This window comes from Rhodohalobacter halophilus (genome assembly GCF_001715195.1).
Classification (GTDB): Bacteria; Bacteroidota; Rhodothermia; order Balneolales; family Balneolaceae; genus Rhodohalobacter; species Rhodohalobacter halophilus.
Genome location: NZ_MDWE01000014.1, coordinates 13782 through 39858 on the forward strand (window position 1 = coordinate 13782; position 26077 = coordinate 39858).

25 protein-coding genes and 1 pseudogene are annotated in these 26077 nt (G+C 45.2%); 17 read left to right on the forward strand and 9 right to left on the reverse strand.

Features of this window, described 5'->3' with window-relative positions; translation table 11 throughout:
• From BG260_RS05265 to BG260_RS05290, 6 genes are all read right to left on the reverse strand, one after another.
• Positions 1-264 (reverse strand): DNA-directed RNA polymerase subunit omega, encoded by a 264-nt coding sequence (locus BG260_RS05265; RefSeq protein ID WP_245683903.1) that lies wholly within the window; start codon positions 262-264, stop codon positions 1-3.
• A 39-nt stretch (positions 265-303) separates the two neighbouring features.
• Positions 304-876 carry a guanylate kinase gene (gmk, locus tag BG260_RS05270; RefSeq protein ID WP_069130918.1) on the reverse strand — a complete coding sequence of 191 codons (573 nt, stop codon included), beginning with the start codon at positions 874-876 and terminating at the stop codon, positions 304-306.
• A 33-nt stretch (positions 877-909) separates the two neighbouring features.
• The gene (locus tag BG260_RS05275; protein ID WP_069130919.1) at positions 910-1791 is read right to left on the reverse strand and encodes a YicC/YloC family endoribonuclease; all 882 of its coding nucleotides are present in this window, start codon (positions 1789-1791) and stop codon (positions 910-912) included.
• Positions 1792-1869: 78 nt separating this feature from the next.
• Positions 1870-3219 (reverse strand): phosphoglucosamine mutase, encoded by a 1350-nt coding sequence (glmM, locus tag BG260_RS05280; protein ID WP_069130920.1) that lies wholly within the window; start codon positions 3217-3219, stop codon positions 1870-1872.
• A 298-nt stretch (positions 3220-3517) separates the two neighbouring features.
• On the reverse strand, positions 3518-4066 hold the full coding sequence (locus BG260_RS05285) for a cob(I)yrinic acid a,c-diamide adenosyltransferase (RefSeq protein ID WP_069130921.1): 549 nt from the start codon (positions 4064-4066) through the stop codon (positions 3518-3520).
• A gap of 39 nt (positions 4067-4105) precedes the next feature.
• Positions 4106-4732, reverse strand: coding sequence for an IMPACT family protein (locus tag BG260_RS05290; protein WP_069130922.1), 627 nt, complete (start codon positions 4730-4732; stop codon positions 4106-4108).
• 211 nt (positions 4733-4943) lie between these two features.
• On the opposite strand from BG260_RS05290, the gene BG260_RS05295 reads away from it, so the two are divergent.
• From BG260_RS05295 to BG260_RS14520, 7 genes and pseudogenes are all read left to right on the forward strand, one after another.
• Positions 4944-5651 carry a succinate dehydrogenase cytochrome b subunit gene (locus BG260_RS05295; protein ID WP_069130923.1) on the forward strand — a complete coding sequence of 236 codons (708 nt, stop codon included), beginning with the start codon at positions 4944-4946 and terminating at the stop codon, positions 5649-5651.
• Positions 5652-5678: 27 nt separating this feature from the next.
• On the forward strand, positions 5679-7598 hold the full coding sequence (locus BG260_RS05300) for a fumarate reductase/succinate dehydrogenase flavoprotein subunit (protein WP_069130924.1): 1920 nt from the start codon (positions 5679-5681) through the stop codon (positions 7596-7598).
• A 26-nt stretch (positions 7599-7624) separates the two neighbouring features.
• Positions 7625-8362, forward strand: a complete 738-nt coding sequence (locus tag BG260_RS05305) for a succinate dehydrogenase/fumarate reductase iron-sulfur subunit (RefSeq protein ID WP_069130925.1) — start codon at positions 7625-7627, stop codon at positions 8360-8362.
• A gap of 335 nt (positions 8363-8697) precedes the next feature.
• Positions 8698-8991, forward strand: a complete 294-nt coding sequence (locus tag BG260_RS05310) for a type II toxin-antitoxin system Phd/YefM family antitoxin (protein WP_069130926.1) — start codon at positions 8698-8700, stop codon at positions 8989-8991.
• Complete coding sequence (locus BG260_RS05315; RefSeq protein ID WP_069130927.1) at positions 8982-9287, forward strand: type II toxin-antitoxin system RelE/ParE family toxin; 306 nt, start codon at positions 8982-8984, stop codon at positions 9285-9287. The genes BG260_RS05310 and BG260_RS05315 overlap by 10 nt, the downstream gene beginning before the upstream one ends.
• Positions 9288-9456: 169 nt before the next feature.
• Positions 9457-9573, forward strand: a complete 117-nt coding sequence (locus BG260_RS14640) for an AbrB/MazE/SpoVT family DNA-binding domain-containing protein (protein WP_456238930.1) — start codon at positions 9457-9459, stop codon at positions 9571-9573.
• A pseudogene (locus BG260_RS14520) lies at positions 9531-9875 on the forward strand (type II toxin-antitoxin system PemK/MazF family toxin). The gene BG260_RS14640 and the pseudogene BG260_RS14520 overlap by 43 nt, the downstream one beginning before the upstream one ends.
• A 258-nt stretch (positions 9876-10133) precedes the next feature.
• On the opposite strand, the gene BG260_RS05320 reads toward BG260_RS14520, so the two are convergent.
• Positions 10134-10601 carry a hypothetical protein gene (locus BG260_RS05320; protein ID WP_141691521.1) on the reverse strand — a complete coding sequence of 156 codons (468 nt, stop codon included), beginning with the start codon at positions 10599-10601 and terminating at the stop codon, positions 10134-10136.
• Between the two features lie 418 nt (positions 10602-11019).
• On the opposite strand from BG260_RS05320, the gene BG260_RS05325 reads away from it, so the two are divergent.
• The 10 genes from BG260_RS05325 to BG260_RS05370 all read left to right on the forward strand — a co-directional run bounded on the left by BG260_RS05325 (position 11020) and on the right by BG260_RS05370 (position 23647).
• Positions 11020-12150, forward strand: a complete 1131-nt coding sequence (locus BG260_RS05325) for a TlpA family protein disulfide reductase (protein WP_069130929.1) — start codon at positions 11020-11022, stop codon at positions 12148-12150.
• Positions 12151-12340: 190 nt separating this feature from the next.
• Entirely contained in the window at positions 12341-14335 is a 1995-nt protein-coding gene (locus tag BG260_RS05330) for a CASTOR/POLLUX-related putative ion channel (RefSeq protein WP_069130930.1), read from the forward strand.
• Positions 14336-14386: 51 nt separating this feature from the next.
• Positions 14387-15217, forward strand: coding sequence for a mechanosensitive ion channel domain-containing protein (locus tag BG260_RS05335; protein WP_218089726.1), 831 nt, complete (start codon positions 14387-14389; stop codon positions 15215-15217).
• Between the two features lie 113 nt (positions 15218-15330).
• Positions 15331-15696 carry a DUF2200 domain-containing protein gene (locus BG260_RS05340; RefSeq protein WP_069130932.1) on the forward strand — a complete coding sequence of 122 codons (366 nt, stop codon included), beginning with the start codon at positions 15331-15333 and terminating at the stop codon, positions 15694-15696.
• 69 nt (positions 15697-15765) lie between these two features.
• Complete coding sequence (locus tag BG260_RS05345; RefSeq protein ID WP_069130933.1) at positions 15766-16878, forward strand: DUF3419 family protein; 1113 nt, start codon at positions 15766-15768, stop codon at positions 16876-16878.
• Positions 16865-17989, forward strand: coding sequence for a hypothetical protein (locus BG260_RS05350; protein ID WP_069130934.1), 1125 nt, complete (start codon positions 16865-16867; stop codon positions 17987-17989). The genes BG260_RS05345 and BG260_RS05350 overlap by 14 nt, the downstream gene beginning before the upstream one ends.
• Positions 17990-18211: 222 nt before the next feature.
• Complete coding sequence (locus tag BG260_RS05355; protein WP_069130935.1) at positions 18212-19201, forward strand: Gfo/Idh/MocA family protein; 990 nt, start codon at positions 18212-18214, stop codon at positions 19199-19201.
• Between the two features lie 86 nt (positions 19202-19287).
• A complete protein-coding gene (locus tag BG260_RS05360) occupies positions 19288-21240 on the forward strand; it encodes a RecQ family ATP-dependent DNA helicase (RefSeq protein WP_141691522.1) in 1953 nt (650 codons plus the stop codon).
• Positions 21241-21558: 318 nt separating this feature from the next.
• Positions 21559-22806, forward strand: a complete 1248-nt coding sequence (locus BG260_RS05365; RefSeq protein ID WP_069130937.1) for an Nramp family divalent metal transporter — start codon at positions 21559-21561, stop codon at positions 22804-22806.
• Between the two features lie 10 nt (positions 22807-22816).
• Entirely contained in the window at positions 22817-23647 is an 831-nt protein-coding gene (locus tag BG260_RS05370; RefSeq protein ID WP_218089727.1) for a sulfite exporter TauE/SafE family protein, read from the forward strand.
• 112 nt (positions 23648-23759) lie between these two features.
• On the opposite strand, the gene BG260_RS05375 is transcribed toward BG260_RS05370, so the two are convergent.
• The gene (locus BG260_RS05375) at positions 23760-24326 is read right to left on the reverse strand and encodes a hypothetical protein (protein ID WP_141691523.1); all 567 of its coding nucleotides are present in this window, start codon (positions 24324-24326) and stop codon (positions 23760-23762) included.
• Positions 24327-24575: 249 nt separating this feature from the next.
• On the reverse strand, positions 24576-25952 hold the full coding sequence (locus tag BG260_RS05380; RefSeq protein ID WP_069130939.1) for a YfcC family protein: 1377 nt from the start codon (positions 25950-25952) through the stop codon (positions 24576-24578).
• Positions 25953-26077: the final 125 nt, after the last annotated feature.

Consider the following 26077-nt stretch of genomic DNA (forward strand, 5'->3'; position numbering starts at 1 on the left):
TTAAATCTCTTTATTTGGGTAACGGTAAGTAACTTTGTCATCCAGCATTTCGCTCACCGCACGCTGCGTAGGGTGTGGCAGTTTTTCGAACGCTTTTGAAATTCTCTCTTGCTCTTCGTTGAATGTGAACTCATCTTCATCTTCAAAGCCTTCAAAATATTTAAGCTTTTCGTCGAGCTCCATTTTTTCCTGAGCAGCAATCTGACGGGCACGCTTAGACATCGCAACAATTTTCTCGTAGCGATTACCTTTTTTGCTACCCATTTCTTCTAAGTTGAGTGTTCGAATCGGCATAATAGTGTGTTATGAATTAATAAAATTTGAAACCGTTTCTTTGATCTGGTTATACGCTGTTTCCAGATCATCATTAACAATAACTGTATCAAAATCGGATGCGTACTCCAGCTCTTTTTCCGCGCGTTCGATACGCGTATTCAGAGTCTCCTCACTTTCGGTTCCGCGAGCAATTAACCGCTCTTTCAGAACTTGCAGGGAGGGAGGCTTGATGAAAAGAGCCAGGGCTTCGTCACCGTAAAGCTCCTTTACATTTTTCGCACCCAATACGTCAATGTCAAGCAAAATAAAATAGCCTTTATTCAACTCATTTTCAACGACAGAGCGTAATGTTCCGTACATGGTACCATTATAAAACTCCTCCCACTCTAAAAAATCTCCGTCGGCCACTTTCTGTTTAAAATTTTCTTTCGTGAGAAAATGGTAGTGAACCCCGTCTTCTTCACCTTTACGGGGAGGGCGTGTTGTGGCGCTTACTGAAAATTTGATCTTGTCAAAATCCCGAAGCAGGCGTTTGGTCATGGTAGATTTGCCGCCACCGCTGGGTGAAACCAAAATTAAAATTTTTCCTCTTTTACTCATTCTATCAGATTACTAAATGCAGTTTTGAGGCGATTATTCAATATTCTGAACCTGTTCGCGGATCTGTTCCAGTTTCTCCTTGCCGAGTACAATGTGATGAGCTACGGTCGAATCGTTGGCTTTGGATCCGATGGTGTTCAGTTCCCGGTTGATCTCCTGGCACAAAAAGTTGAGCCTCCGTCCAACCGGTTCGTCTGCTTCCAAAGCTTCGAGGAAAAATTTGAGGTGAGACTGCAGCCGAATGATCTCCTCGTTGATATCCATTTTATCTACCAGTAGCGCAATCTCCATCTCCATACGATCCGGATCAATCTGCTCCTCAGTGACCATTTTTGTAATACGGGTTTTCAGTTTTTCCCTAACCTCCGGGGCGCGCTTATCCGATAAGATGGTCACCTCATCCAGCAGTTCAGAAATACCGGTAATCAGATTGGATAAATCATCTTTCAACTCCTGGCCTTCATTTCGGCGCATGGTGTTGAGATTTTCGAGAGCCGTAACCAAGGCAGACTTGGTGCACTCCCAGATGATTTTCACCTCCTCTTCATCCTCTTTCTTCGTTTCAAAAATATCATTGAACTGCATGAGATCCTGAACGGTAACCGGCTGATCGATACTCCCGGCACTTCGCAGATCATTGAGAATTGAGCTGTAGCTTTGAGCCAGCTCTTCATTCAGTTTGATATCAATTCCGGCACCTTTGGATTTATCAACGTTGATGTTCACGTTCACTTTCCCGCGGGAAAGGTGTTTTTGTACGCACTCTTTCAACTCAATCTCTTTATCCTGAAGGGTGCCGGGCATTCTGACGGAAACATCGAGGTAGCGGCTGTTGAGAGTTTTAATTTCAACTGTTACCTGGTAGCCGTTCGACGATGATTCGCCCCGGCCAAAACCTGTCATTGAAGTGATCATGTTGTATGTCGTTCTTTATAGAAAGTGAAGTTCAAAAATAGCAAAGCGTTGTGTTGAAAGCACCCATTGTTTTTTGTCTTAAGAGCGAATCACCGATATAATTTTTTCCGCAAGTTCATTTGCTTTCTCTTTCGTCTCTGCTTCACTGTACACCCGTATGATCGGTTCGGTATTTGATTTTCTGAAGTGCACCCAACCCTGTTCAAAATCAATTTTAACGCCGTCAACGGTGTTTGGATTTTGGTCGGCAAATGTTTTTTCTACTTTTGTGAGCAGGTCATCGGCATCCATCCCCAGATCGTTCAGCTCCATTTTCTGCTTGCTCATTTCGTAGTCTGGGAGTGAGTTTCGGTAATCAGACGCTTTGATGTCGCGTTCGGCCAGCAGCTGCAGTATCATCGCGGTTCCAACCAGGGCATCGCGTCCGGGGTGCAGGTCGGCATTAATTACTCCTCCGTTTCCTTCACCGCCTATAACGGCGCCTTGCTTCTGCATCACCTTTACTACATTAATCTCGCCTACAGCAGAACGATGACAGGTTTGTCCATATTTTTTTGTGATGTCATCAGCCGCCCGTGAAGAGGAGAGATTGGTGGCGGTATCGCCAGGCTTTTTTGACAAAAACAGATCAAAAGCTGCCACCTGTGTGTACTCTTCACCAAACAGCCGGCCGTTTTCATCCACTAACGCGAGACGGTCGCCATCGGGATCTGTGACGACCCCCAGGTCGCACTCATTGTTTTTTACGAACTCACAGATCTCCGTCAGGTTTTCAGGCAGCGGCTCCGGATTGTGCGGGAAGATACCGTTCGGTTCACAGTTAATTTTCTTCACATTTACGCCAAGGGCCTCCAGCAGTTGTGGGAGCGCAACCGATCCGGCGCCGTTTACCGCATCCACGGCTACGGTAAAATTCCTCTTTTTGATCAGATCCGCATCGATATAAGGCAGTTTCAGAATCCGGTCAATATGGTCGGTAATTGCGTTCGTATCTTCATTTACGGACCCAATTTGATCGAACGGTTTGTACTCAAACTCTCCCTTGTCGGCGATATCCAGCACCTCTTTACCCTGATCTGCATCCAGAAATTCACTCTTGCTGTTCAGCAGTTTCAGTGCATTCCATTGGGCCGGATTGTGGCTGGCCGTTAAAATAATTCCTCCATCAGCCTGATGTTTCAGAACCCCCATGGCCACGGTGGGAGTGGGAGCAATGCCTACTTTGATGACATCACAACCCACGCTCTGAAGTGTTGCACAGACGATGTCTTCACAAATCTGTCCGGTTACGCGGGAGTCGCGGCCAACAACCACGGTGCCGCTATTGAGCCACATGCCGTAAGCGGAGGTGAAGTTAACAAGGTTTTGGGGTGTCAGATGGGAACCGAATATTCCACGAATTCCGGATACGGAGATCATTAATGCCATAAAGCTTGAAAATTTTTGAATTGTTTGGTTTTAAATTAGATGAGTTTGGGATAAGAATTTGGAAAAAGTCTCTGAAGTTGTTTAATAGCTTAAATAATTCAGACCTTCAATCCCTCTCTATTTGGTAGAGAGGGAAATAGGGTGAGTCTGATAGAAAACCCCAAATTATTTAAGCGGCTTTTAAATGTGTAATACATCTTTAATGTGTAATACATCTTTTTGGACACCCCTCTTAATCTCCCCCTACTAAGGGAGAATTTGTTATCAGTTTTTATATATCAAATTCACTGTAAAACGGTTACTTTTTCCGGGGCGTCCACGGAGTTTCCGGTTCTTTGGCCTGTTTGTTTTCATATCGTGCCAGTACAAAGAGAAGGTCCGACAGCCTGTTCAGGTAGATCACGGTTTCGGCAGAGATTGGATTGTTTTGCTTCAATGCCACGGTATTACGTTCAGCCCGGCGGCAAACGGTTCGCGCCTGATGAATGGCAGCACCGGCCTGTGATCCGCCCGGAAGAATGAAATTTTTGAGAGGAGGGAGCTCTTCTTCCAGCTCATCGATCCAGTTCTCCAGTTTTTCAATATCTCCCGCACCGATTCTTTCGATCTTAGCCTCTTTGGTTTGAAGGGTAGCCAGGTCGGCGCCGAGCACAAAAAGTTGTGACTGAATCGCATTCAGGACCTCCGCACTCTTATCGCTGATGGGATGGGAGAGAGCTACACCGATAACGGAGTTTAGCTCATCAACAGTGCCATACGCGTGAATTCGCAGACTGCTCTTTTCCACGTTTGCCCCGCCAAAGAGGGATGTATAGCCCTGATCGCCTTTCTTCGTATATATCTTCATAAATTTTTGTTTTTAAGGTAACAAGCTGATCACTGATTTTCAGCTTCTAATTTTGTTGATGTGATAAGAATCTCCTCCCTTTTGATAATCTTCAAAAAGATGAATGGAAGATTTGAGCTGTCCTTCAAAACGTTCAGCTTCTTCCTTCGGAATACCCAGCTCAAGTGTTACATTTTCCATGTACTCAGAGTTCAGCTCAATCACCGTAAAATCGTTTTTCAGTTTGTCGATGATCCCCTGGTGTTCATATCCGTGCACAATTTGATAAACCCGGATTGGGATGACCGGATGAAGAGTGGCTTTTTGAATACAGAGTCTGGCCGATTCGCCGTATGCATCAATCAAGCCGGACTTGCCAAGTTTGGTTCCTCCGTAGTAGCGAACCGAAACCATCATGCAGTTTACAAGTTCGGCGGATCGCAGGGCATTTAAAATAGGCATGCCCGCTGTTCCGTTCGGTTCCCCGTCATCCTGCTCAAACTCTTCAATCTGATTGGGATGTATACGCCACGCGTAGCAGTGATGGGTGGCGGTGGGATGCTCATTTTTTACCCAATTTAGAAAAGAATCTGCGTCCTCTTTCTGTTCAATCTGTTGAAGATAGCCCAGGAATTTGGACCCTTTGATACGATAGTCGCTTTGATAAAGTTTTGTAACGGTATACAAGAAGTTGGTTTAGTTAGATGGAGTTTACGGCTGCAATTTAGACTTTTTCTGAATAAGACGAATCCCCGAATCGAAGCGCTTCTACCTTGCCTTTTATATTAAAAGAGACGACTTTTATTAACTGAATAAAGGAACAGAAAAATATTGATGGTTGTTTATCTGAACAATTATAATTCATCTAACTGATCACGTTAATAATAAAATCTACAGTATGCCAAATCTACTACAAGCAGCGACGTCACAGGTTGGGCGAAAATTTTTGACCGGCTTGACCGGTGTTTTCCTCGTCTTGTTCATCATCTTTCACCTTGGCGGAAATCTGGCCATTTTTGGTGAACCTGATGCGATGAACCGGTACTCAATGACACTTCACGAACTGGGTCCACTTCTCTGGTTTGCAAGAATCGGACTTCTGGCCGTCTTTTTAATTCACGCCTGGATCGGGATTTCCATCTGGATCAAGAAGAAAAAAGCGCGCCCAAATAAATATGAAGTGTATAGCAGTAAGGGCGGACCAAGCAAACAGAGTCTGAGCTCCCGCAGTATGGCATTTACGGGAATTGTGCTGCTCATCTTCGTTATTCTCCACGTCAATACGTTTGCCCTGGGCGATACGGGTACCGTAATGATTGACGGTAAGGAGACGCACGATATCAAAACTCTTGTTATTGATACATTTCAAAACAGTGCAGGGTATGCTTTCGGATACGCTTTTGTCATGCTTCTGCTCGGAACCCACCTGGGCCACGGTATCTGGAGTGCATTCACCTCTCTTGGCATGAAGAGTAAGAAACTATCCGCTGCGATGTACACTATCGGCGGAATATTAGCTGTTGTTTTTGCCGTTGGCTTCCTGTTTATCCCTCTCTATATCTATTTTGGAGGCGGTTGCGAAGCAGCTCTCATTCAATGCCAATAATCATTTTGTAAATCTACCTAAACTATTATGAAATTAGATTCAAAAGTACCCTCAGGACCACTTGAAGAGAAGTGGAGTAAGCATTTACAGGATATTAAACTGGTTGCTCCCAACAATAAAAGAAAGCATAACGTCATTGTTGTGGGAACCGGGCTGGCCGGTGCTTCGGCTGCCGCGAGTCTGGCCGAACTCGGCTACAATGTGAAAACTTTCTGTATTCAGGATTCAGCCCGGAGGGCTCACAGTATTGCCGCCCAGGGTGGGATTAACGCTGCCAAAAACTATCAGAACGATGGTGATAGCGTCTGGCGACTCTTTTATGATACCATTAAAGGAGGCGACTACAGAAGCCGTGAAGCAAATGTGTATCGGCTGGCACAGAATTCCAACAATATTATAGATCAGGCGGTAGCGCAGGGCGTTCCGTTTGGCCGTGATTACGGCGGTCTGCTTGACAACCGTTCATTTGGCGGTGCGCAGGTATCACGAACATTCTACTCCCGCGGACAGACCGGTCAGCAGCTGCTGCTCGGTGCCTATCAGGCGATGATGCGTCAGGTACACAAAGGAAAAATCCAAAACTTCCCGCGCCAGGAGATGCTCGACCTGGTTGTGGTTGACGGTAAAGCGCGCGGTATCATTACCCGCGATCTGGTAAATGGAACCGTACAAAAATGGGAAGCTGACGCGGTGGTACTCTGCACTGGCGGTTACGGCAACGTTTTCTACCTCTCCACAAACGCCAAGAACTCAAACGTAACGGCTGCCTGGAGATGCCATAAGCGCGGCGCGGCATTTGCCAATCCCTGCTATGTGCAGATTCACCCGACCTGTATTCCCGTTTCGGGCGACTACCAGTCCAAGCTGACACTGATGAGTGAGAGTTTACGGAACGACGGACGGGTATGGGTTCCCCGCAAGAAAGGAGATAAGCGTCATCCGAATGACATTCCCGAGGATGAGCGGTATTACTACCTTGAAGAGCGCTATCCAAGTTTCGGTAATCTTGTTCCGCGTGATGTAGCGTCCCGAAATGCGAAGATGGTTACAGATGAAGGACTGGGAGTGGGAGAGACCGGCAAAGCGGTTTATCTCGATTTCCGTGATGCCATCAAGCGAGACGGCAAAGAGGCGATAGAAGCCCGCTACGGTAACCTCTTTGACATGTATCAGAATATTACCGATGACAACCCGTACGAAGTGCCGATGAGAATTTTCCCTGCGGTCCACTATACGATGGGTGGTCTTTGGGTAGATTATAATCTGATGAGCAACATCCCGGGACTGTTTGTGGCCGGTGAAGCGAACTTCTCTGATCACGGAGCCAACCGGCTCGGAGCGAGTGCGCTGATGCAGGGACTCTCCGACGGTTATTTCATCATTCCTTACACAGTGGGTAACTATATTGCAGGTGAAGATTTGCAGAAAGTAGATACCGATCATGAAGCCTTCAACGAAGCGGCGAAAGCTTCACAGGATCAACTCGACAGACTGCTGAACGTGAAAGGTGACAAATCCCTGATTGAGTTCCACCGTGAACTGGGCAAGATTATGTGGGACAAAGTGGGAATCTCCCGCAGCAAAGAGGGACTCGAATCTGCCATTGAGGAGATCCGTGAGCTCCGCGAAGATTTCTGGAACAACGTACGCGTTCCCGGCGAATCGAACTACTACAACAAGTACCTGGAATTTGCCGCGAGAATTGCCGATTTCTTTGAATTGGCTGAGCTGATGGCGCTCGACGCGCTGCAGCGAGAAGAGTCGTGCGGATGCCACCTCCGGGAGGAGTATCAGACCGAAGAGGGCGAAGCTCTGCGAAACGATGAGGATTACTCGTATGTAGCTGCCTGGGAGTTTCTGGGTGTAAACGGCAAACTTGAAACAAAACTCCACAAAGAGGATCTGGAGTTCGATTTTGTGGAACTGAAACAAAGAAGTTACAAATAACAGGATTTGATATGAGTACTAGTTTGATGACAATACACCTGAAAATCTGGAGACAGAAAAACGCCGAGGATAAAGGCGGTTTCCATGATTATACACTGGATAATGTAAACGAACACATGTCGTTTCTTGAGATGCTGGACGTGCTGAATGAGAAGCTGATCATGGAGGGTATCGATCCTGTTGAGTTTGATTACGACTGCCGCGAGGGGATTTGCGGTTCGTGTAACCTGGTGATTAACGGTCGTGCGCACGGGCCGAAGCATAAAACGGCGGCCTGCCAGCTCCACATGCGGAATTACAACGACGGGGATACCATCGTGATTGAACCGCCTCGGGCGGCTGCATTCCCGGTCATTAAAGACCTCGTTGTGGACCGCTCTGCGTTTGACCGGATTATTGAAGCCGGCGGATATGTTTCGGTGAACACCGGCCAGGCTCCGGAAGCGAACCTGATTCCCGTTAAGAAGAAGGTTGCGGATGAAGCATTCGACTATGCAACCTGTATTGGGTGCGGTGCCTGTGTGGCGGCCTGCCCGAACTCTTCGGCATCCCTGTTTACCGGCGCCAAGCTGGCTCATCTGAACAGCCTGCCTCAGGGACAGACAGAACGTGAAGAACGGACCCTTGCCATGGTAGAGCAGATGGAGAAGGAAGGTTTTGGAGACTGCTCCAACTTTGCCGAGTGTGAGGCGGTATGTCCGGTAGGGATCAGCATTTCAGCCATTGCACAGATGCGTCGCGACTACATGAAGGCGCTTGTGTGATCAGTTAGAAGCATGCAACATAATTGAAAAGGTGTGGGCAAAAGCTCACACCTTTTTTTGTTTCAGGGAGGCGTGATACAGGAAGTAGGTGATGTCGCAATTTGGACATTACCAGACATTGACAAGCTTTAGGATGTCGTATAAACTCCCAATTAACAGCCTCTAATTGCAACTCACAATAAAATCAGATATTCTGCGACAGGCAGGACAGTCTGAGTTCTGTCGTATAATTATATGTTAACGCACCCTTCTCCAATACACTTCCTTTTTTTCGTTAACTTATTATGTATTAATATTGTACATTAAAGATACGTTTAAAAGAAAACCAAATCGTTATGCCCACAGCGCGAATTGAAATAGACAAAGACATTCAACCGCTTTCCGAATTCCGGAAACACGCAGCGGATTTCATTGACCGAATCAAAAAGCAGAAGCGATCCATTGTTTTAACACAGCACGGAAAAAGTGCGGCTGTTTTAGTGGATGTATCTGAGTATCAGCGTATGGTTGATAAAATCGATTTGATGGAAGAGCTGATTGAAGCGGAACGCCAAATTGCAAGAGGAGAAGTCGTTTCCCATGATGAAGCCAAAAAGCAGATTAAAGAAAACCTTGCCAAGTGGAAATAGTCTGGACCAATCAGGCATTGCACAAGCTAAACAAGTTTGTCGACTACATTGCTAAAGATGATGTAACAACTGCTGAAAAGTGGGTTTTGAAAGTGATCAAAAAAACTGATCAGCTTATTGAGCAACCCGAGTCAGGGCGGATTGTGCCAGAATATAATGAGCCAACTTTGCGTGAATTGATATTCGGAAACTATAGGGTAATATACCGGATACGTAAAGAAGATAATACGATCTATATTCAGACTGTGTGGCATGTTAGGCAGAATCCACCTAAATCAAGTGCGGGGTTGCGTTAACAAGTGTTTCCTGCGGACCGGTTCCGGTTTTTTGTTTGACTTTCAAGTTCATAGCCCGGCCGCAGAAACACCAAACCGTTAAGTGGCTCAATGAATCTTCTTTTCTTTCGTCGAAATGTAATTACATTGTAATTATATTAGATAGTCAATTTTCATAACGAACGAAGCCATGAAAACAAAAATAATCCGTATTGGAAATTCCCAAGGGGTTCGAATTCCAAAACCGTTTATCGAAGAAAGTGGATTAACCGAAGAAATCCGGTCCGAAGATTTGAGGTTCATCTGATTTCGCTTGATTCACCCCGAAGGCTTTCGGGGTCTGAAATCAGGAAAACCCGTCCCTGTGTAATCATTTCTCCCGATGAAATGAATAAGCATATCAGAACCGTAATTATCGCACCGATGACTTCTACAATCAAAAGTTACCCAACCCGGGTCACCACTACATTTCAGGGCAAAAAAGGGCAGGTTGTTTTAGATTAAATTCGTACCGCAGATAAAAGCCGTTTGATCAAAAATCTTGGCTCAATCAGCAGTTCAGCCGAAGAGAAGGTACTCAGTGTGTTGCAGGAAATGGTTGCTCCGTAGATTCGCCCACTTAACCAGAGGCTCAATCGATACTTACCCAATAAGTGTGTCTTGCGGGTAGAATAAAAAAGTCTTCTTGTGTAGGTTTGGCAGCGTCCAAACCAACCAAAACTCAAAACACAAGAAGACCAATGATTGTCTCAAAAGTACTACTCAAAAATCTAATTGCCAACCACCTCCAGCAGGAAAACGGATTGATTGAGGTGCTCGATCTTTTTGAATTAGTGCGGACTGAAATTGCCTTATAGAGGTCTTGTCTCAATTTGGTTTTTGAATGACTGTGTATAAAAAATTTTCTGATGCTGCGCTGTAGTTAGGTTTGTCATTGCTCACATAAACATTTCCTTCATAATTACCCAGAATACTTGGGGCTTCAGTTTTATAAACATTGGTCTCAGTTCTGATCTGTATGTCTGATTCAATATCTGCGATCCAGAGATAATAGAATTTAGGATCCAGACTATCTTTAATAAAACAGATGAAAGTGACTGATTCTCCTGCAATAGCAGGGTTTGGTTCAATCTCTATTCGAAGAATTTCTGTTTCAGAACCATACCATTCCTCCTCATCATCCCAGAAATTATCTCCAAAAATATTTCCACAAGAGACTGTAATTACAGCTATAAAGAGTAATATGAAGAGCCATATGATGTAAATTGTTTTCATGTGACCTCCTTTTTTAAGTATAAAATTAATTTCCAAAGATGTTTGTAAGCGCAGCTCCATATCGGTTGTAATGGATATGCTTAATTCATTGATGACAGTTCTGTTATATGATATTAGGGATTGATTTCTATTGAGATCATTTCGGTCAACAACATTGAGTAACAACAGTTTTTTAAAGATGGAGATTCGCACGAGTTGGATGGATTCGTCCTCTTTTGAGGAGCGGGATATTTCTATGACTCAACATGATCTGCTACTGATATCATCGAAAGGCAGTAATCGAGTGTGCATGTAATTAGCTGAATAGATGATCGGCAAAACGATTAACCACCCGCTCCAATCCTTTTATGAACTAAAGCTTTCTACTATTTGTAAGAAGTTATTGAGCATGTTCATCTATAACTATTGTTTCCGGAAAGTCTGATCTCTTCTCGTAAGCTCTCATCAGGCATAACATGAATCATTTAAATAATATACAGTGTTCTCTAAAATCTCTATTCTGTTCCCAGTTCTATCAGCTCTATTATTCATTTCCTGCACAACCGGTTCAAATGAAACCGTATTTTCTCTGGAGGGAAATATAGCTGACAACAGTGTGGAGAACGCATTACTGTATCAAGCGAAAGGGCTGAATGCCAATGAGTTTGACAATGTGGACACCCTGACAATAGAAGCTGATGGAAGATTTTCAGAATCCTACAGTCTTGAGCCGCATTTCTACCAGTTGAGGATCTTTGGCTATCCGGACGTCTCCTTTGTGGCTGATTCCGGGCAACAGATAACGATTCAAATCACTTCTGAAGAGGATTTTGAAATTTCCGGCTCTCCGGACACGGAGCTTTTTGAAGAGTATGAAGCGTTCCGGATGAAAATTCTGGAAGAATCGGTCTATCTGATTCGGACTGATCTTGAAGATTTACTGGATGAGAACAATCCGGAAAATGCCGAACGAATTGAACGTCTCGGCGACCGTGTGCTTCAAGCTGAGGCAGCCTACCGCGACACCCTTAGATCTGCGGTTGAAAAGATGGGGACATCGATCGCGATCTATCCAACCATGGTGCGATGGGACGGTGACAAGGATATGGAGTTCTACGAGAATCTTTCCGCCGAATTTTCTGAGCGTCACTCGGGGCTGAAGGTGGCTGAGCTCGTCTCGGAAAAAGTGAGAATACTGGAGCAGGTTTCCATTGGGGGAGAAGTGGCGGAAATTGTAGCACCGGATACATCCGGCGTGGAGCAGTCCCTTTATAACAATCTCGGCACATACACGCTGATCGATTTTTTTGGCAGTTGGTGCGGGCCGTGCAGATCAGAAAGCGCTCATTTGGGCAGAATGTACGAACGGTTCAGCGACGAGGGGTTTGAAATTTTTGGATTTGGTATTGAATTTGAGGAGAACAGATGGAAGGACGCAGTCAGGAATGACAACCGAACCTGGACCAATGTCTCAACGGTTGACGGTTACGAAAGCGATACGGCCAGGGAGTATTCCGTTACGGCCCTTCCCAAAAACTTCCTTGTGGATGAAAAAGGAACAATTGTGGCCAAAGATCTTCATGGCCGGGAGCTTGAAGAGAAACTGGAGGAGTTGTTTTCTGAAGAGTAGAAGTTGTCATCTTCTTTGCTATTCGAATTTCTGATCATCAGAGTCAATCAATAAAAATCCATGCAGGAATATTTTATTCGATATCCTCATTGATTTGCTATTTAATCATACAGCTTATTAATTGATGCAGTTTGATGAGGTAAATTTGACAGTATGTATTCAAAACTCAATGCCCCTAAAACGCTGGTAAATGGTAAATAAGATTAAACGCCGTATCGTTGAAAGGTTTAATTTTTTCCTGGAACGACAGTTCATTAAGGGAACACATGTTCAGTTACTGTTTGTCATAGCATTGATTGGGGTTCTTTCTATTGTCGGCGGGTTGATGGTAATGCCGGTTGATGAACCTTCAAACTCTCCCGGCGACACACTTTGGTGGGCCTTTCTAAGACTAACGGATCCCGGCTATCTCGGTGATGACGAGGGAACCTGGATGCGAATTGTTTCTACATTTTTAACGATTGCGGGAAACGTTGTGTTTATCGGTTCACTGGTGGCCATTATTACAACCTGGCTGAACCGAAAAATTCGAAGTCTGGAACAGGGTCTCACAAAAGTATCCGCACGGAATCACATTATTATACTGGGCTGGACGAATCGTACTGTTCACATTGCAGCTGAACTGTTCCAATCGAGCAAAAGAGTTAAAAAATTTCTCAAGAGGCACGGTGCAAGAGCGTTGAAACTCATTGTTCTGTCTGATGATGTGAGCCCCGCGAGACTTCAGGAACTAAAAGATCATCCACGGTTAGGAAAGCGTGCAGGAGAGATTATTTTACGATCCGGTGAGTCGATAGATCGCGAGCATTTACAGCGAGTAGACAGCCGTCACGCTTCTGCGATTATTATACCGAGTCCGTCTATAGCCGGCAAGGAGTTAATTACTCCCGATGTAGAGACCATTAAAACACTTCTTTCATTGAATGCAGAAATGGATTCCCAAAATGGGATTGATACTAAGCCATACGTGGTCGCAGAAATTCTGGATCAAAATAAAGTGAAAGCTGCTCAGCGAGCCTATTCGGGTCCGTTGGAAGTGATTCCAAGTGATGCGATTTTGAGCCGCCTGATCGCGCAAAACATTCACCATAATGGTTTATCGGCAGTTTTTAATGAGATGTTGTCACATAGCCAGAATAACAATTTATATATCCTTGATCTTCCGGATGCAGATGGGAATACGTTGATTCAGCTTAAACAGGCCTTTTCCAAGGCTATAATATTGGGAATACTTCGGGAAGAAAATGGGGAGTTGATACCATTTCTCAATCCGGATTTCAATATGGTTTTTAGGAAAAGTGATAAGTTGGTTGTGCTGGCACGGAAACTTAAAGATGTAGATATTACAGCTGGATCGATCTCAAAAAAGTCAGTAGCCGGCATTCCTGAAAACAAGAAAAAACGGCCGAGAACTGGAAAATATAACGGTTTATCGAATATTCTTGTGTTGGGCTGGAATCATCACATACCAGCACTTATAAAAGAACTTGGAACCTATACAAGAGAGACATTTCAACTTACCTTAGCTTCTGTTCGGCCTTTAGAAAGTCGTAAAAAAGAGATTGATTATATTCTGAAAGAAACCAAAAATGTAGAGTGCCGGCACGAGTTCCTCGACTACATTCGCGAGTCTGAAATGCGTTCACTGAATCCCCATAAGTATGATCACATTCTGATGGTGAGCAGTGACAGACTTCTGGCAGGTGAGGAAGCTGATGCGCGGACGATTGTTGGATATACACTACTTGAAGAGATACTGAAATCGGCGGAGAAACGTCCGCAAATTGTAATGGAGCTGGTAGATCCGGGGAATGAGTTATTAATCAGAAACTTTAGAAGTGAATCGATTATTAGTCCGCTTATACTAAGTAACCTTCTGGCTACCATTGCCATGAGGCGGGAACTGCATGTGGTTTATAATGAGCTTTTTACAGTAAATGGAGCTGAAATAATACTCAGAAATCTGGATGATTACGAGCTTAACCCCGGCCTGATGACTTTTGAAGATCTTGAAAATCATATTGCTGAATACCAGGATACGGCACTCGGCCTGTATTGTAATACGGGAGATGGGAAGATCGATTTGCAGTTAAATCCATCCAGGACGGAAAAATTGAATCTTCAGAATCAGGATCGACTTGTGGTTTTAAGCACCATTGATTCTGATGAAGGAGATGGGAATTAATTGTATAAGAAGGAATATATGTTTGAAGGTCTATCTAATCTGCAAGATCAAATGGCTATCTCTGAGGAGTTACTGACGCTGCTGATTGAGACAGGATTCTTAATTGTAGCTGTAGGCTTAATCCGCGCCATCATTTCGCGTTTCATTAAAAAAAGAGTTCAATCAAAAGAGCTGCAGAGACGCTGGTTGGTACAAACCCGGAATGCATTTATTTTACTGCTTATTCTCGGATTGATTTTTATCTGGGGAGAAGCGCTGAGAACGTTTGCACTATCGATTGTTGCTATTGCGGTAGCATTTGTTGTGGCCACAAAAGAGCTGATCCTCTGTATAACCGGATCGATTTTGAAAACCGGTGCCGGTTCGTTTAATATAGGCGATCGTATTCAGGTAAAAGATTTTCGAGGGGATGTGATTGATCAGAACATTTTGGCAACAACAATACTCGAAGTAGGCCCCGGAAAACTAACTCATCAGCGTACAGGCCGTATGACGGTTATTCCGAATGCCCTTTTTGTATCCGAACCGGTGATCAACGAAAGCTATACGCACGATTATGTACTCCATGTTTTTACGGTTCCGTTTAAACGGGAGGAGAACTGGCGGGCGGCACAGAAGGAGTTTCTGAAAGCGGCAAACAAGTTTTGTAAACCATATCTGAATGAAGCGCGATCTCATATGGAACAGCTTAGCAAGGAGAAGGGGCTGGATGTACCAACCACGGATCCGCGGGTTTCCATTCAGGTACCTGCAGCCGGTGAAATTCATCTGATAGTTCGGGTTCCCGTAAAATCGACTCAACGAAGCTACATAGAACAGTCCATTCTGGCTGAAGTATTTAGTAACAGTGATTTTGTAATGAAGAAAGAAGAACCCAAATAGTGCTTACCGGTTCTTGCCAGAGTACTATTTTATTGCTACTCTTTACGATACATACAGTTGTGGATTTTCAAAATTGTATGGAGTAAAAGTAACAATGAAAGGGATTAAATGGTATGCAACCAACACCGGAGCATAACGAGAGAATGGCAATTCTGACGTTTGCATCTGTTTATCCGCACTATGTCACAAAAGTGGAGAAGAAGGGCAGAACAAAAGAGGAACTGCATCAGGTTATTGAGTGGTTGACCGGTTTTGATGATAACAAGATTCAAGAGCTCATTCATCGTGAGGTTACGTTTAAAGATTTCTTTAACGAGGCTATATTGAATCCGAATGCTCACCTCATCACCGGAGTCATTTGCGGTTACCGGATCGAGGAGATTGAAAATACACTCACAAAACAGGTCAGATACCTGGACAAACTGGTGGATGAGCTGGCAAGGGGTAAAAAGATGGAGAAGATATTGAGGAGCGAGTAAACGCTTCAGGCCTGTTTTCTTTTTATCTTGATTTAAGAGAGCCACTATCAAATCAATTGGAGAGGTTCTATGTTTAAGAGAGAATTTATATACGATTTCGGGTTGGCACAGGATGACGCTAAAAGTGAATTATCAGCCCTCAGTCTGAAAGAGAATGACCGCGTTCTCTGTATTGCCAGTGCCGGGGAAATTCCGTTAGAGCTATTGGTAAACAGCCACGAATCGGTCATGATTGATGCCGTTGACATTGCCGCATCCCAGATTTATCTCTCCCGTCTTAAGTTAAAGGTAGCTCTTCATTTTGAGAGGATTCAGGCGGCTCAATTCCTGGGGTATATGCCTGCTAAAGAAACAGACCGGGCTTTATGGTTTCATCAGATTGCACCTGAACTCACTGAAACGGAACTGAAATTCTGGATGAATCACCTCTCCATTTTGAAATACGGCCCGGTCAATCTGGGGAAATATGAGACCTATATTCGTAGATTTTCTCCTCTGGGCCGCCTGCTGCTGGGTGGAAGAAAAAAACTGAACGGGCTGTTTGAGGCCAGGAGTATAGAGGAACAGAAATCGTACTTTGATGAGATCTTACGAGCGGGATTACTGAAGAACCTGTTCAATGTCATGTTTCACCCGAAGTTGTATAAGCAGCGGGGAATCTCTGAACAAGGATTGATACACTGGAAGGATCAGCATCTGGGGCACAAATTATATAATCAGTTCAGAGATTTCTGTACCAACACCCCGGTGAGGGAAAACTGGATGCTTCAGTTTGTGCTGTTTAACCGGGTGCTCTTTGAAGAGTCCCTGCCCGATTACTTACAGCCTAAGGGAATATCTCGTCTACATGAGGAATCTGAACGGCTCCGTTTTCGTAAGGAGTCAGTAACTGAAAGTATGAACAGGAGGGATGCCGGCTATTACAACAAGTTTGCCCTTTCTAATGTGAGCGACTGGCTGTCAGCAGAGGATTTCACAGAGCTTTTACAGATTATTGCTCAAAAGTCCGGCCCGGATGCGAAAGGATTAATCCGGTACATCCACTCGGCTCGTGTGACAGACCTCAAACTTCCTGAAATTTTAGGGTTTGACGAGAAAGGCGGAGAGAAACTTTTGGCGGAGGATCGCTTCCCATTTTACAAGCTTATTCCGTTTAGCTTCAGGAATCATGACAAAATTTAATAACATAGAGCTTGACCTGTCATGTTATGAGGTAAAAGGCTTACCCGAAAGCTGGAATGATAGATTTCTTGAGATTAGCCGACAATCGCCGGTGAAAACAGATAAGATCAGCATTCATTTCGACCGTTCTCCTGATATTTTTTCCATTCCTAACATGCTGTCGTATAAAGTAGTACCGCTTGGGCTTTTCTGTAGAAAAAAGCTCATTGGGATCGCGATTGCATCCTATCAGAAACGATTCATCCGCGGAGTTATCACAGATGTGATCTACCTGGGGAATATGCATGTTATCCAAAAAGGAACGGGGCATATCTTTCTGAAGAAACTGGGAGAAAGAGTAGCCTACAAAGTTAAAAACCGGCCGGAAGTAAAATATCTGTATGGTTATGTAATGCAGGACAACCGGCCGGGAGAACGGATTGCCAAACTGGGAGAGCTTGAATCAAAATTGTGCGGATCAATCTCTATGTTGACGCTACTAACCCTCAAGCCGATGGCACTGAGCAGTAAATACACAATTCGAAATGCTTCTTTGGCGGATGTTGAACAGATTGTTTCACTGCTTGCCAATGAATTCATGAACCTGTTTCTGGCGCCGGTAATGAACCGGGAAATTTTTCTTAGCAATCTGCAAAACCGGCCGGGAGTTAAGATCGAAGATTATTACCTGGCATTGAAAAACGGAGAGATCGTGGGGGCTTGCCTCGCCTGGGATATGACCACGATCAAAAAGAACAGGATCAAGTTTAGAGGATTTAAAATGAATTTTGTTCACAAAGCTTATAACCTGATAGCCCGGTTCAACGGCAGTGCTAAACTTCCGGAGCCGGGAGAACCGTTCAGAGATGTGACCATTGCTGAATATGCATTGGCTGACCGGGACCCTGAGATCATGGAGGCTCTCCTGAGATCTGTTTATATAGACTATCGGCAGAGGGGATTCCATTCGATTATTTTCGGCTGCAGTTCCGAAAACCCGATCCGTCAGGCCACAAAGCCATTTCTCTCCAGGGAAGTTCGTTCCGGTGTTGTCATCGCACCGATGCAAGAAGATTCTGTTCGAAATTTCGGGAACGTGCCCGGGATCTATGCAGATGCGATTCAGATCTGACGATGAAAGTATAATGGCGAATGTAATGGTAGATCAAGATATTCAATACCTGTTTGATTTTCATTCAGACCGAACCTTGTAACAAAAGGGGATTCGCCTGAATTGATAAGATTGAACAGGGCTACTGTGCCGGCATCGAAGCATGAAACGTTTGCAGAAAATAGTCTGCAGGTAACATTTAAACGATTATATCAACATAGATAGGGTTAAAAATAATTGGCTATGAAAACCGTCAAATGGGGAATTTTAAGCACGGCGAAAATTGGTGTAAAGCATCTCATTCCCGCCATCAAGGAGAGTGAACGAGGGGTGGTTCAGGCGATCGCCTCCAGAAATGCTGAAAAGGCCGCATCTGTGGCCGGAGAATTGAATATTCCGGTCAGTTACGGAAGCTATGAAGAGTTGCTGGCTGATGAATCCGTTGACGTGATTTACAACCCGCTTCCAAATCATCTGCACGTTCCCTGGACGATCCGTGCGATGAAGGCCGGAAAACATGTTTTGTGTGAGAAGCCGATTGCCATGGACAGTGAGGAAGCAGAATTGCTGATGAATAAAACCCGTGAATTTCCGGACCTAAAAGTGATGGAAGCGTTTATGTATCGCTTTCACCCACAGTGGGATGAGGTGAAAACATTGATCAACAAAGGAGAGATCGGCAAACCGGAGACCATACACTCGGTGTTTACCTATTTCAATGATGACCCGAATAACATCCGAAATCAACCCGGCATGGGTGGGGGCGGTTTGATGGATATCGGCTGCTACTGTATTTCCGCGGCACGGTTTCTATTTGAGGAGGAACCGGACACAGCTTTCTGTGATCTGGAGACTGACTCAAAATTTGGTGTTGACACCCGGGCATCCGGAATTCTACGATTCGGAAACAAAACAGCGACTTTTATATGTTCCACCAAAATTGAGAACAGCCAGAGAGTTACTGTTTATGGTTCAGACGGACTAATAGAGGTGGATACTCCTTTTAATCCATCCGGTCATGAGGGCGCCCGTGTACACCTAATCAAAAACGGTGAGCGTAAAACCATTGAAACGGATGCCGTGGATCAGTATCGGCTGCAGGTGGACGCTTTTTGCAACTCCATACGTTACGAAAAACCGGTTCCCACATCGCTTGAGGATGCGGTTGCCAATATGAGAGTGATCGATGCGGTTTTTCGAAGCGCGGATTCCGGAGCAGTGATTGAACTGTGATGTAATTCAGAATGTAGGTCAGACGGTGTCACAAAAAGGCTTCATTTTCCTTTCCAATTCGTTAGCTTTGACATAACCAACAAGCAGTGACAACCACATCAGGTGAAGCAATGAGCCGGCCAACTATCGACGACGCCAAGGGGGCGCTAAAAAAATATTGGGGTTTCGACTCTTTCCGGACCGGGCAGGAGATGGCGATTCAGTCTGTTTTGGATGGTAACGAGACGCTGGTTCTGTTTCCCACGGGCGGCGGGAAGTCTCTCTGTTACCAGGTGCCTGCCATGGTTCTGGATGGGCTTACCATTGTCATCTCCCCGCTCATCGCTTTAATGCAGGATCAGGTAGAACAGCTCCAAAAAGCCGGAATCCGCGCAACATTGATCAACAGCACACTGCCGGGACATGAGGTGGAGCAGCGGCTGGTTAACGCCCGAAATGGAATGTATAAACTACTCTACATCGCCCCGGAACGGCTGGCGTCGGAGAGGTGGCAAATTGAGATTCAAAATCTGAACATTTCTCTTGTGGCGGTGGACGAAGCGCACTGTATTTCGGAATGGGGGCACGATTTTCGGCCAAGCTACAGACACATCCGGGATGAACTCTCACTGTTAGGTGATGAAGTCCGATGGATTGCCCTGACGGCAACGGCCACGCCCGAGGTAAAAAAGGATTTACTTGAAGCGCTGAAATTCAAAGATCCAAAGGTGATAACCGGCGGATTCCAGCGTCCGAATTTGCACTGGTGGGTTAATGAGACCGACCAGAAAAAAGAACTGCTGATGAAGGCGGTCAGGCGTGGAGTGAAAATGGGCAGCGGTATTGTGTATGCCAACACGCGCCGCGATTGTGAGTATTGGTCTAAAGTTTTTAGTCAAAAAGGAATTGAGGCCAAAGCGTACCATGCCGGTTTAAATAACAAGGTGAGGGAGCAGGTTCAAAATGAGTGGATTAACGGTGAATTCCCTTTGGTAGTGGCAACCAACGCATTTGGGATGGGAATCGACAAACCCGACTGCCGGTTTGTGATACACTACTCGATGCCGTTTACACTGGAATCGTACTACCAGGAGGCCGGGCGTGCCGGCCGGGACGGTGAGACAAGCTATCCGCTGCTGATCTACAAGGGCAGTGATACCGATTTGCTGAAGTCCAGGATTTTGCGCTCCTATCCGGAATATGAGGAGTTGAATAAGGTGTATATGGCACTTTGTGATGAAATGAACCTGGCCGTAGGTAGCGAACAGGAGAACTCAGAGGCTGTGGACTATGCAAACGTTGCTAAACGAGCCGGTATATCGGCAAAACAGATCCGGATTGGAATCGAGGTTCTGCACAGGTTAGAAATTCTGGAACTAACGGAGCTGCACAAGCCAAAAACCGGAATTCACTTTCTGGTAAGCCGCGCATACATCCGGGAAAAAGTGGAAGAGCTGGATTCAAAAAAAGGGGAGTTTCTGGATCAGCTGTTCAGAATCTACGGTCCGCCGTCGTTTTCTGATTTCCATTTTATCGATCAAAATTATCTTCTTGAAAAGCTTCAGGTGACTGAAAATCAGCTGCAAAAAGCGCTTAATGTGTTTTCAGAGCACGATCAGATCCTGCGTGTGAAGCAGATCGGGGAGACACCGCTCATTCGGTTAATCAACCCAAGGATGCCGAAGCTGCATATCGATCAGAAGAAAGCGTATCACTACCGGGATGTTTTGCTGAAAAAACTCGAGTATATGGAAGGTTATGCTACAACAAAAGGATGCCGTGAAGTGTACCTGAGAACCTATTTTGGGGAAACCGAAGCGAAGCCGTGCGGTAATTGTGATAACTGCCGTTCAGCGGAATCAGTCGATCATCACCCGGTAACCGATGCAGAGATCAACAAGGTCCGTGAGTTGCTGATGTCCGGTGAAAAGGATATCGATACGATTCAAAGAAGAACCCGGTGGAGACGTGAGAAACTAAAGCAGGTGATTGAATTCATGGAGAGGGAAGAGGTAATCACAAAGGCAGAAGAGGGCAATGAGACCTATCGGTTAACATAAATTTAATAGATCGTGACTTGTCTGTAACTGTCTGAAATAAATTTAGATAAAAATATTATCGGCCAACTTTATCGAGGTGATAGGAAGATTTAATCCTGATTTATTTTACTGTTTGGTCTCAAAATGCTTACATTTGGTCGGTTTTAAAAAGCAGTGCGAAATTCAATGTTTTTAGGGTACATAGTTGTCAAGTATATGTATTGAATAATTTTAAGCTCAATTCCCACCATTACAAATTGGTATGCCTCTGTTTTGATTGACAGAGCTGCCGGTTTTTAACCGACCTTAACATAAACAACTAAAAATTATATCATCTGTATGAAAGAGTTTTTTGCAAATTTCTTTGACAAGTATGGTCTGTCTTTTATTATGGTCGCCAGCTACTTTGGCTCCGGTTCAATATTCATTGCCAGCCAGGCAGGCGTTGAATATGGATACGTTCTGATCTGGGCCGTGATTGGTGCTGTGTTGCTTGGTTTTATGGCACAGGACATGAGCGCTCGTCTTGGTATTTTTGGCGACACCCTGATGACCTTTATCCGAAAGAAACTTGGAAAAAACGGGGCACTTACGATTGCACTATTCTTATCGATCGGGTGTATTGCCTGGACACTTGCACTAACCGCGGCAGTTGGGAAAAGTGTTGAAATTTTATCAGCCGGTGCACTACCCTGGCAGCCTCTCGCTGTAGTCACCGGGGCCTTGGCCATCTTGGTTGGTATTTTGAATTACAACTATGTAGAGAAGGTGATGACCGGAATGATGTTCCTTCTTTTGATTCTATACATTGTTGTAGCAGGTGCCAGTGGCCCGGATATGATGGAAGTAGCCAAAGGATTTGTTCCTGCCATTCCGGATGTGGGGGCAATGCTTTTAGGAGCAGCTATTCTGGGAACTACAGCTCTCTGGCCTAACTTTTTTCTGGAATCCATTCTGGTAAAACGTAAAGGATGGAACAGTTTTAAGCATGTAAAAATGATGCGTACGGACTTGGCAATGGGATACACCGTAGGCGGTTTGATTACACTGGCGATTATCATTGTAGCGGCTGCTGTACTGAGGCCTGCCGGGTACACTGAACTCTCCTCATTTGTGGCACCGGGCGAAGCACTCGAAATTGTTCTGGGCCAATGGGCGATGATCGTATTTCTGATCGGTGTAATTGCCGCCGCTTTTAATAGTATTGTACCGATTATGTGGACGGTTCCTTTTATGATTCTGGAAGCCCTCGATATTGATCATAAAGATGGAAGCAGTAAAGCATTCAAGATGATTTTTGCCGGTGGTATTTTGATCGGTATGTTTTCTCCGTTGGTATCGCACATCACCGGATTGAGTGTCGTTGAGATGGTAACCCTCTTCCCGGCATATAACGGTGTATTTGGTTTACCGATTACTGCAGCACTTCTGTTCTGGGCAGTGAACGATAAGAAGCTGATGGGTGCAGAAACCAACAACTGGAAGCTAAATATTGCCAACAGTGCTTTGGTGATCTTCTCTCTCTATATTGCAATTAACTCCGGAAAAGGTGTGCTCCAAGCCATCTTTGGCGGAATGCTCGCATAAACCATACTGAATGATTTTTTTAAACACGCTGCTGTTTATAAACAACCTTTCAATGAGTCCCGAAATGGCGATCCTGATGTTTGTGATCGCCCTTGTCGGGGGATTCTGTATCACCACAATCGGCCCGGGCGGGATTTTTGTAACCATTGCTCTGTTCGCCCTGCTGCCGCTGGATCCAAGTACGGTAGCCGGCACGGCCAGTGCCACATTTATCGCAACCGGTATAGTGGGAAGTCTTGGGTATTTACGGTCCGGCCAGCTGGGTACCAAAGAAGCGATGAAAGGAGCGTTTATCCTTAGTATTGCTTCTGTCATTGGCGCGTTTGCCGGGTCACAAATAAATACCCTGCTTGATGCGGCTACGTTCGCTGTGCTCTTGGGATTGTTTGTCTTTTTTACCGGGTTGTTGATTCTGTATCGTCAAAAGAACAAACTTGCACCGGAGAAAAAATTACAGATGGATACTCTGAAAGGGATGCTCTATCTGGGGGGCGTTGGGATAGCCGTTGGCCTGCCCGGCGGACTTCTTGGTGTAGGCGGACCTGTGCTGGCTGTACCGATACTGGTTGTTCTCGGTGTTCCAATGCTGTTGTCTGTAGCGCTTGCGCAGGTTCAGTCTATTTTTATTTCAGGCATGGCCACGGCCGGCTATATGATTCACGACGCTGTTGATTGGTGGCTTGCACTGTTTTTAGTGGTGCCGCTGTTAATTGGAACCGTAGGTGGATGGATGGCTGCTCAGAAAATACGCGCAGCCCGGCTGCAGATTTTTCTGGCTATTGTGCTTGTAATACTGGGTGTTTATCTGATGGCAGGCGGGGCGACACCTGGAGCAGCTTAAGTAGATTAGTTTACCCGTCAGACCGATCCAAGCGGTCAGACGGGTTTAGTCGTTTCATATCAAACGCTCGTGGCACGACTTTGAGTCGTGCCACGAATGTTTTGACTCTCCCTTAATCACAAGATACATTCGGGTTGAAAGGTGTAAATGTTCCGTTTGGGTTATCTTTATAGAGCCAAACGTGAAGGCTGTAGTGAGGATCCGGAACAGGTGTACCACCCACATCCAGCGTATAATCACCGAAGTGAGGATGTGGCTGGCCAACATCAATTACAATGTACTCCACTGCAACCAGTTTTGAATTTCCATTCTTGTCTTTTTCATAAACCAGCACTTCCGGAGTTAGCGGATCAAAAACCGGATCAACCAACTCTTCATTCAACCAGTGGTAACCCATGCCGCCCATGTCAGGGTGCGCAACACAGTGAGTGTCTTCCATATATCCGCCCTTCACAGCCTGAGTTGTGGAATTGTAACGGGCAGTGGCTTTCTTTACATCCTGTAAAAGTGCTGACATGTCATTGTGGTGTGATTGAGTTGCAGTTGATTCACTTTTCTGTAAGACCGTCAGTGCATCACTCTCGAATTGATGATCCGTCAAGGCATTGTCACTGCAAGAAACTGCCAGAAGTGCCATACTTAGTAATCCTGTAAAAAGATAGGTGTTCATTTTTAACATGATCCCCTCCATTGTTTGTTTTTGGTTTCGATTGAACGAATGCTTCAACCATTAGCTGTCTAATATGGAAAAAGGGAGGGGAGGGCTCCATACATTTATGGAGGATATGCATGTAAGAATGTCTCAATTAATGAGCGGCAAGAGTGGTAAGTATCCTTGGGTAATTATAATTGAAAAATTTATCCGTCGGACCGGCTTTAGCGGTCTGGCGGAGCCTTAAAGCCTATCTTATCGCGTAATCCGTATTAATCATGAATACCCAATCCATACGGACACAACCAGGGCAATAGAGGAGAGGACAAGCAGCTTCAATATGAGCGGAGCAATGAATTTGAACCAGCGATCATAAGAGATGCCGGCCAGGCCAAGAATTCCCATCAATACCGGATTTGTGGGAACAATCATATTCATCAGGCCATCACCAAATTGGAAAGCTAAAACAGAAATCTGCCGGGAAACGCCAACCAGATCACCGATTGGTGCCATCAGAGGCATGGTTACAAAGGCCTGACCGCTGCCGGATGGAATAAAGAAGTTCAGAATACTCTGGATGAAGAGCATGCCCACAGCCGAAAACTCAGCACCGACAGAAGCCAGCGGAGTTGCAAGAGCATTGACAACCGTGTGAAGCACTTCACCGTCTTCCAGCAGGAGTGCGATGGATCGTGCAAATCCGATCAAAAGGGCGGTTGCGGTTAGTTCGGAAGCTCCCTTCCCGAAGACCTTTGCCGTTTCATTCATACTCAACTTTGATATCAGCCCAACTACTACGGCAAGAGCAAAAAACATGGCGCCAAGCTCAACCAGGTACCAGGCATACTGATAAATCCCGAAGACGAGGAGGATCAAAGCTGCAGACGTAGCAATCAGTACACTTTTATGGCGTTTTGTCATTTCAGGGTAGGTAGTTTGCTCTTTGGATGCCGGCGTTGCAACAGCCCCCACCATCAGACTTTTTGTTGGGTCCAAACGAATTTTACGAGCATAGCTCCAGACGTGATGGAATCCCACGGCCAGAAAAGGAAAAGCTAAAATAGCCCGGTACTCAATGCCTGAAGCAGGCTGAAGTTCGGCCACTTCCTGCGCCACTAAAAGCGTGAACGGATTCATTAAAGCAATTCCGTACCCGATTCCGTACCCAACCACCATTGTACCGATCGCAGTAATTGCATCCAGCCGAAGAGCTACGCAAACCGATATGAGAATGACGGCAAATGGTATATACTCCTCAGCCATACCCAGTGTGGCAGAAGCTGCAGCAAATGCAAACATGGCAAAAAAGAGAAGTAAGAAGGGCCGGTCTCCAAAACGTTTGATTAATTTACCAAGCAATGCGTCGATGGCTCCGGTCTCCCGAACCACAGCCAGTGCTCCGCCAATGATCAAAACAAAAAAGATGATTCCCTGTGCATCGGCCAAGGCCCGCGGAACAACCGTGAATAGTGAAAGGGGTGAGAGTATCACCTTTTCGTCTACTTCAGTAAACGTTCCCGGCATTACAACTTCACGTCCTTGCTCCGTCATTTCGGTTTGAAATTCTCCAGAAGGGATGACCCAGGTCAACACCAGAGAAACAATCATCAAAAAGAAGAGAAGGACAAGAGTGTGCGGGACTTTAAATTTCATAAGCAGGTGCAAATAGTTGATCAAATTTCAAACCATTATACGAAAAGTAGGTTTGAGATGTGATGAATTGGCGGCATAGAAGCGATTATTTGAACATCATGAATGGGCCGATTTTTTCTCGCAGA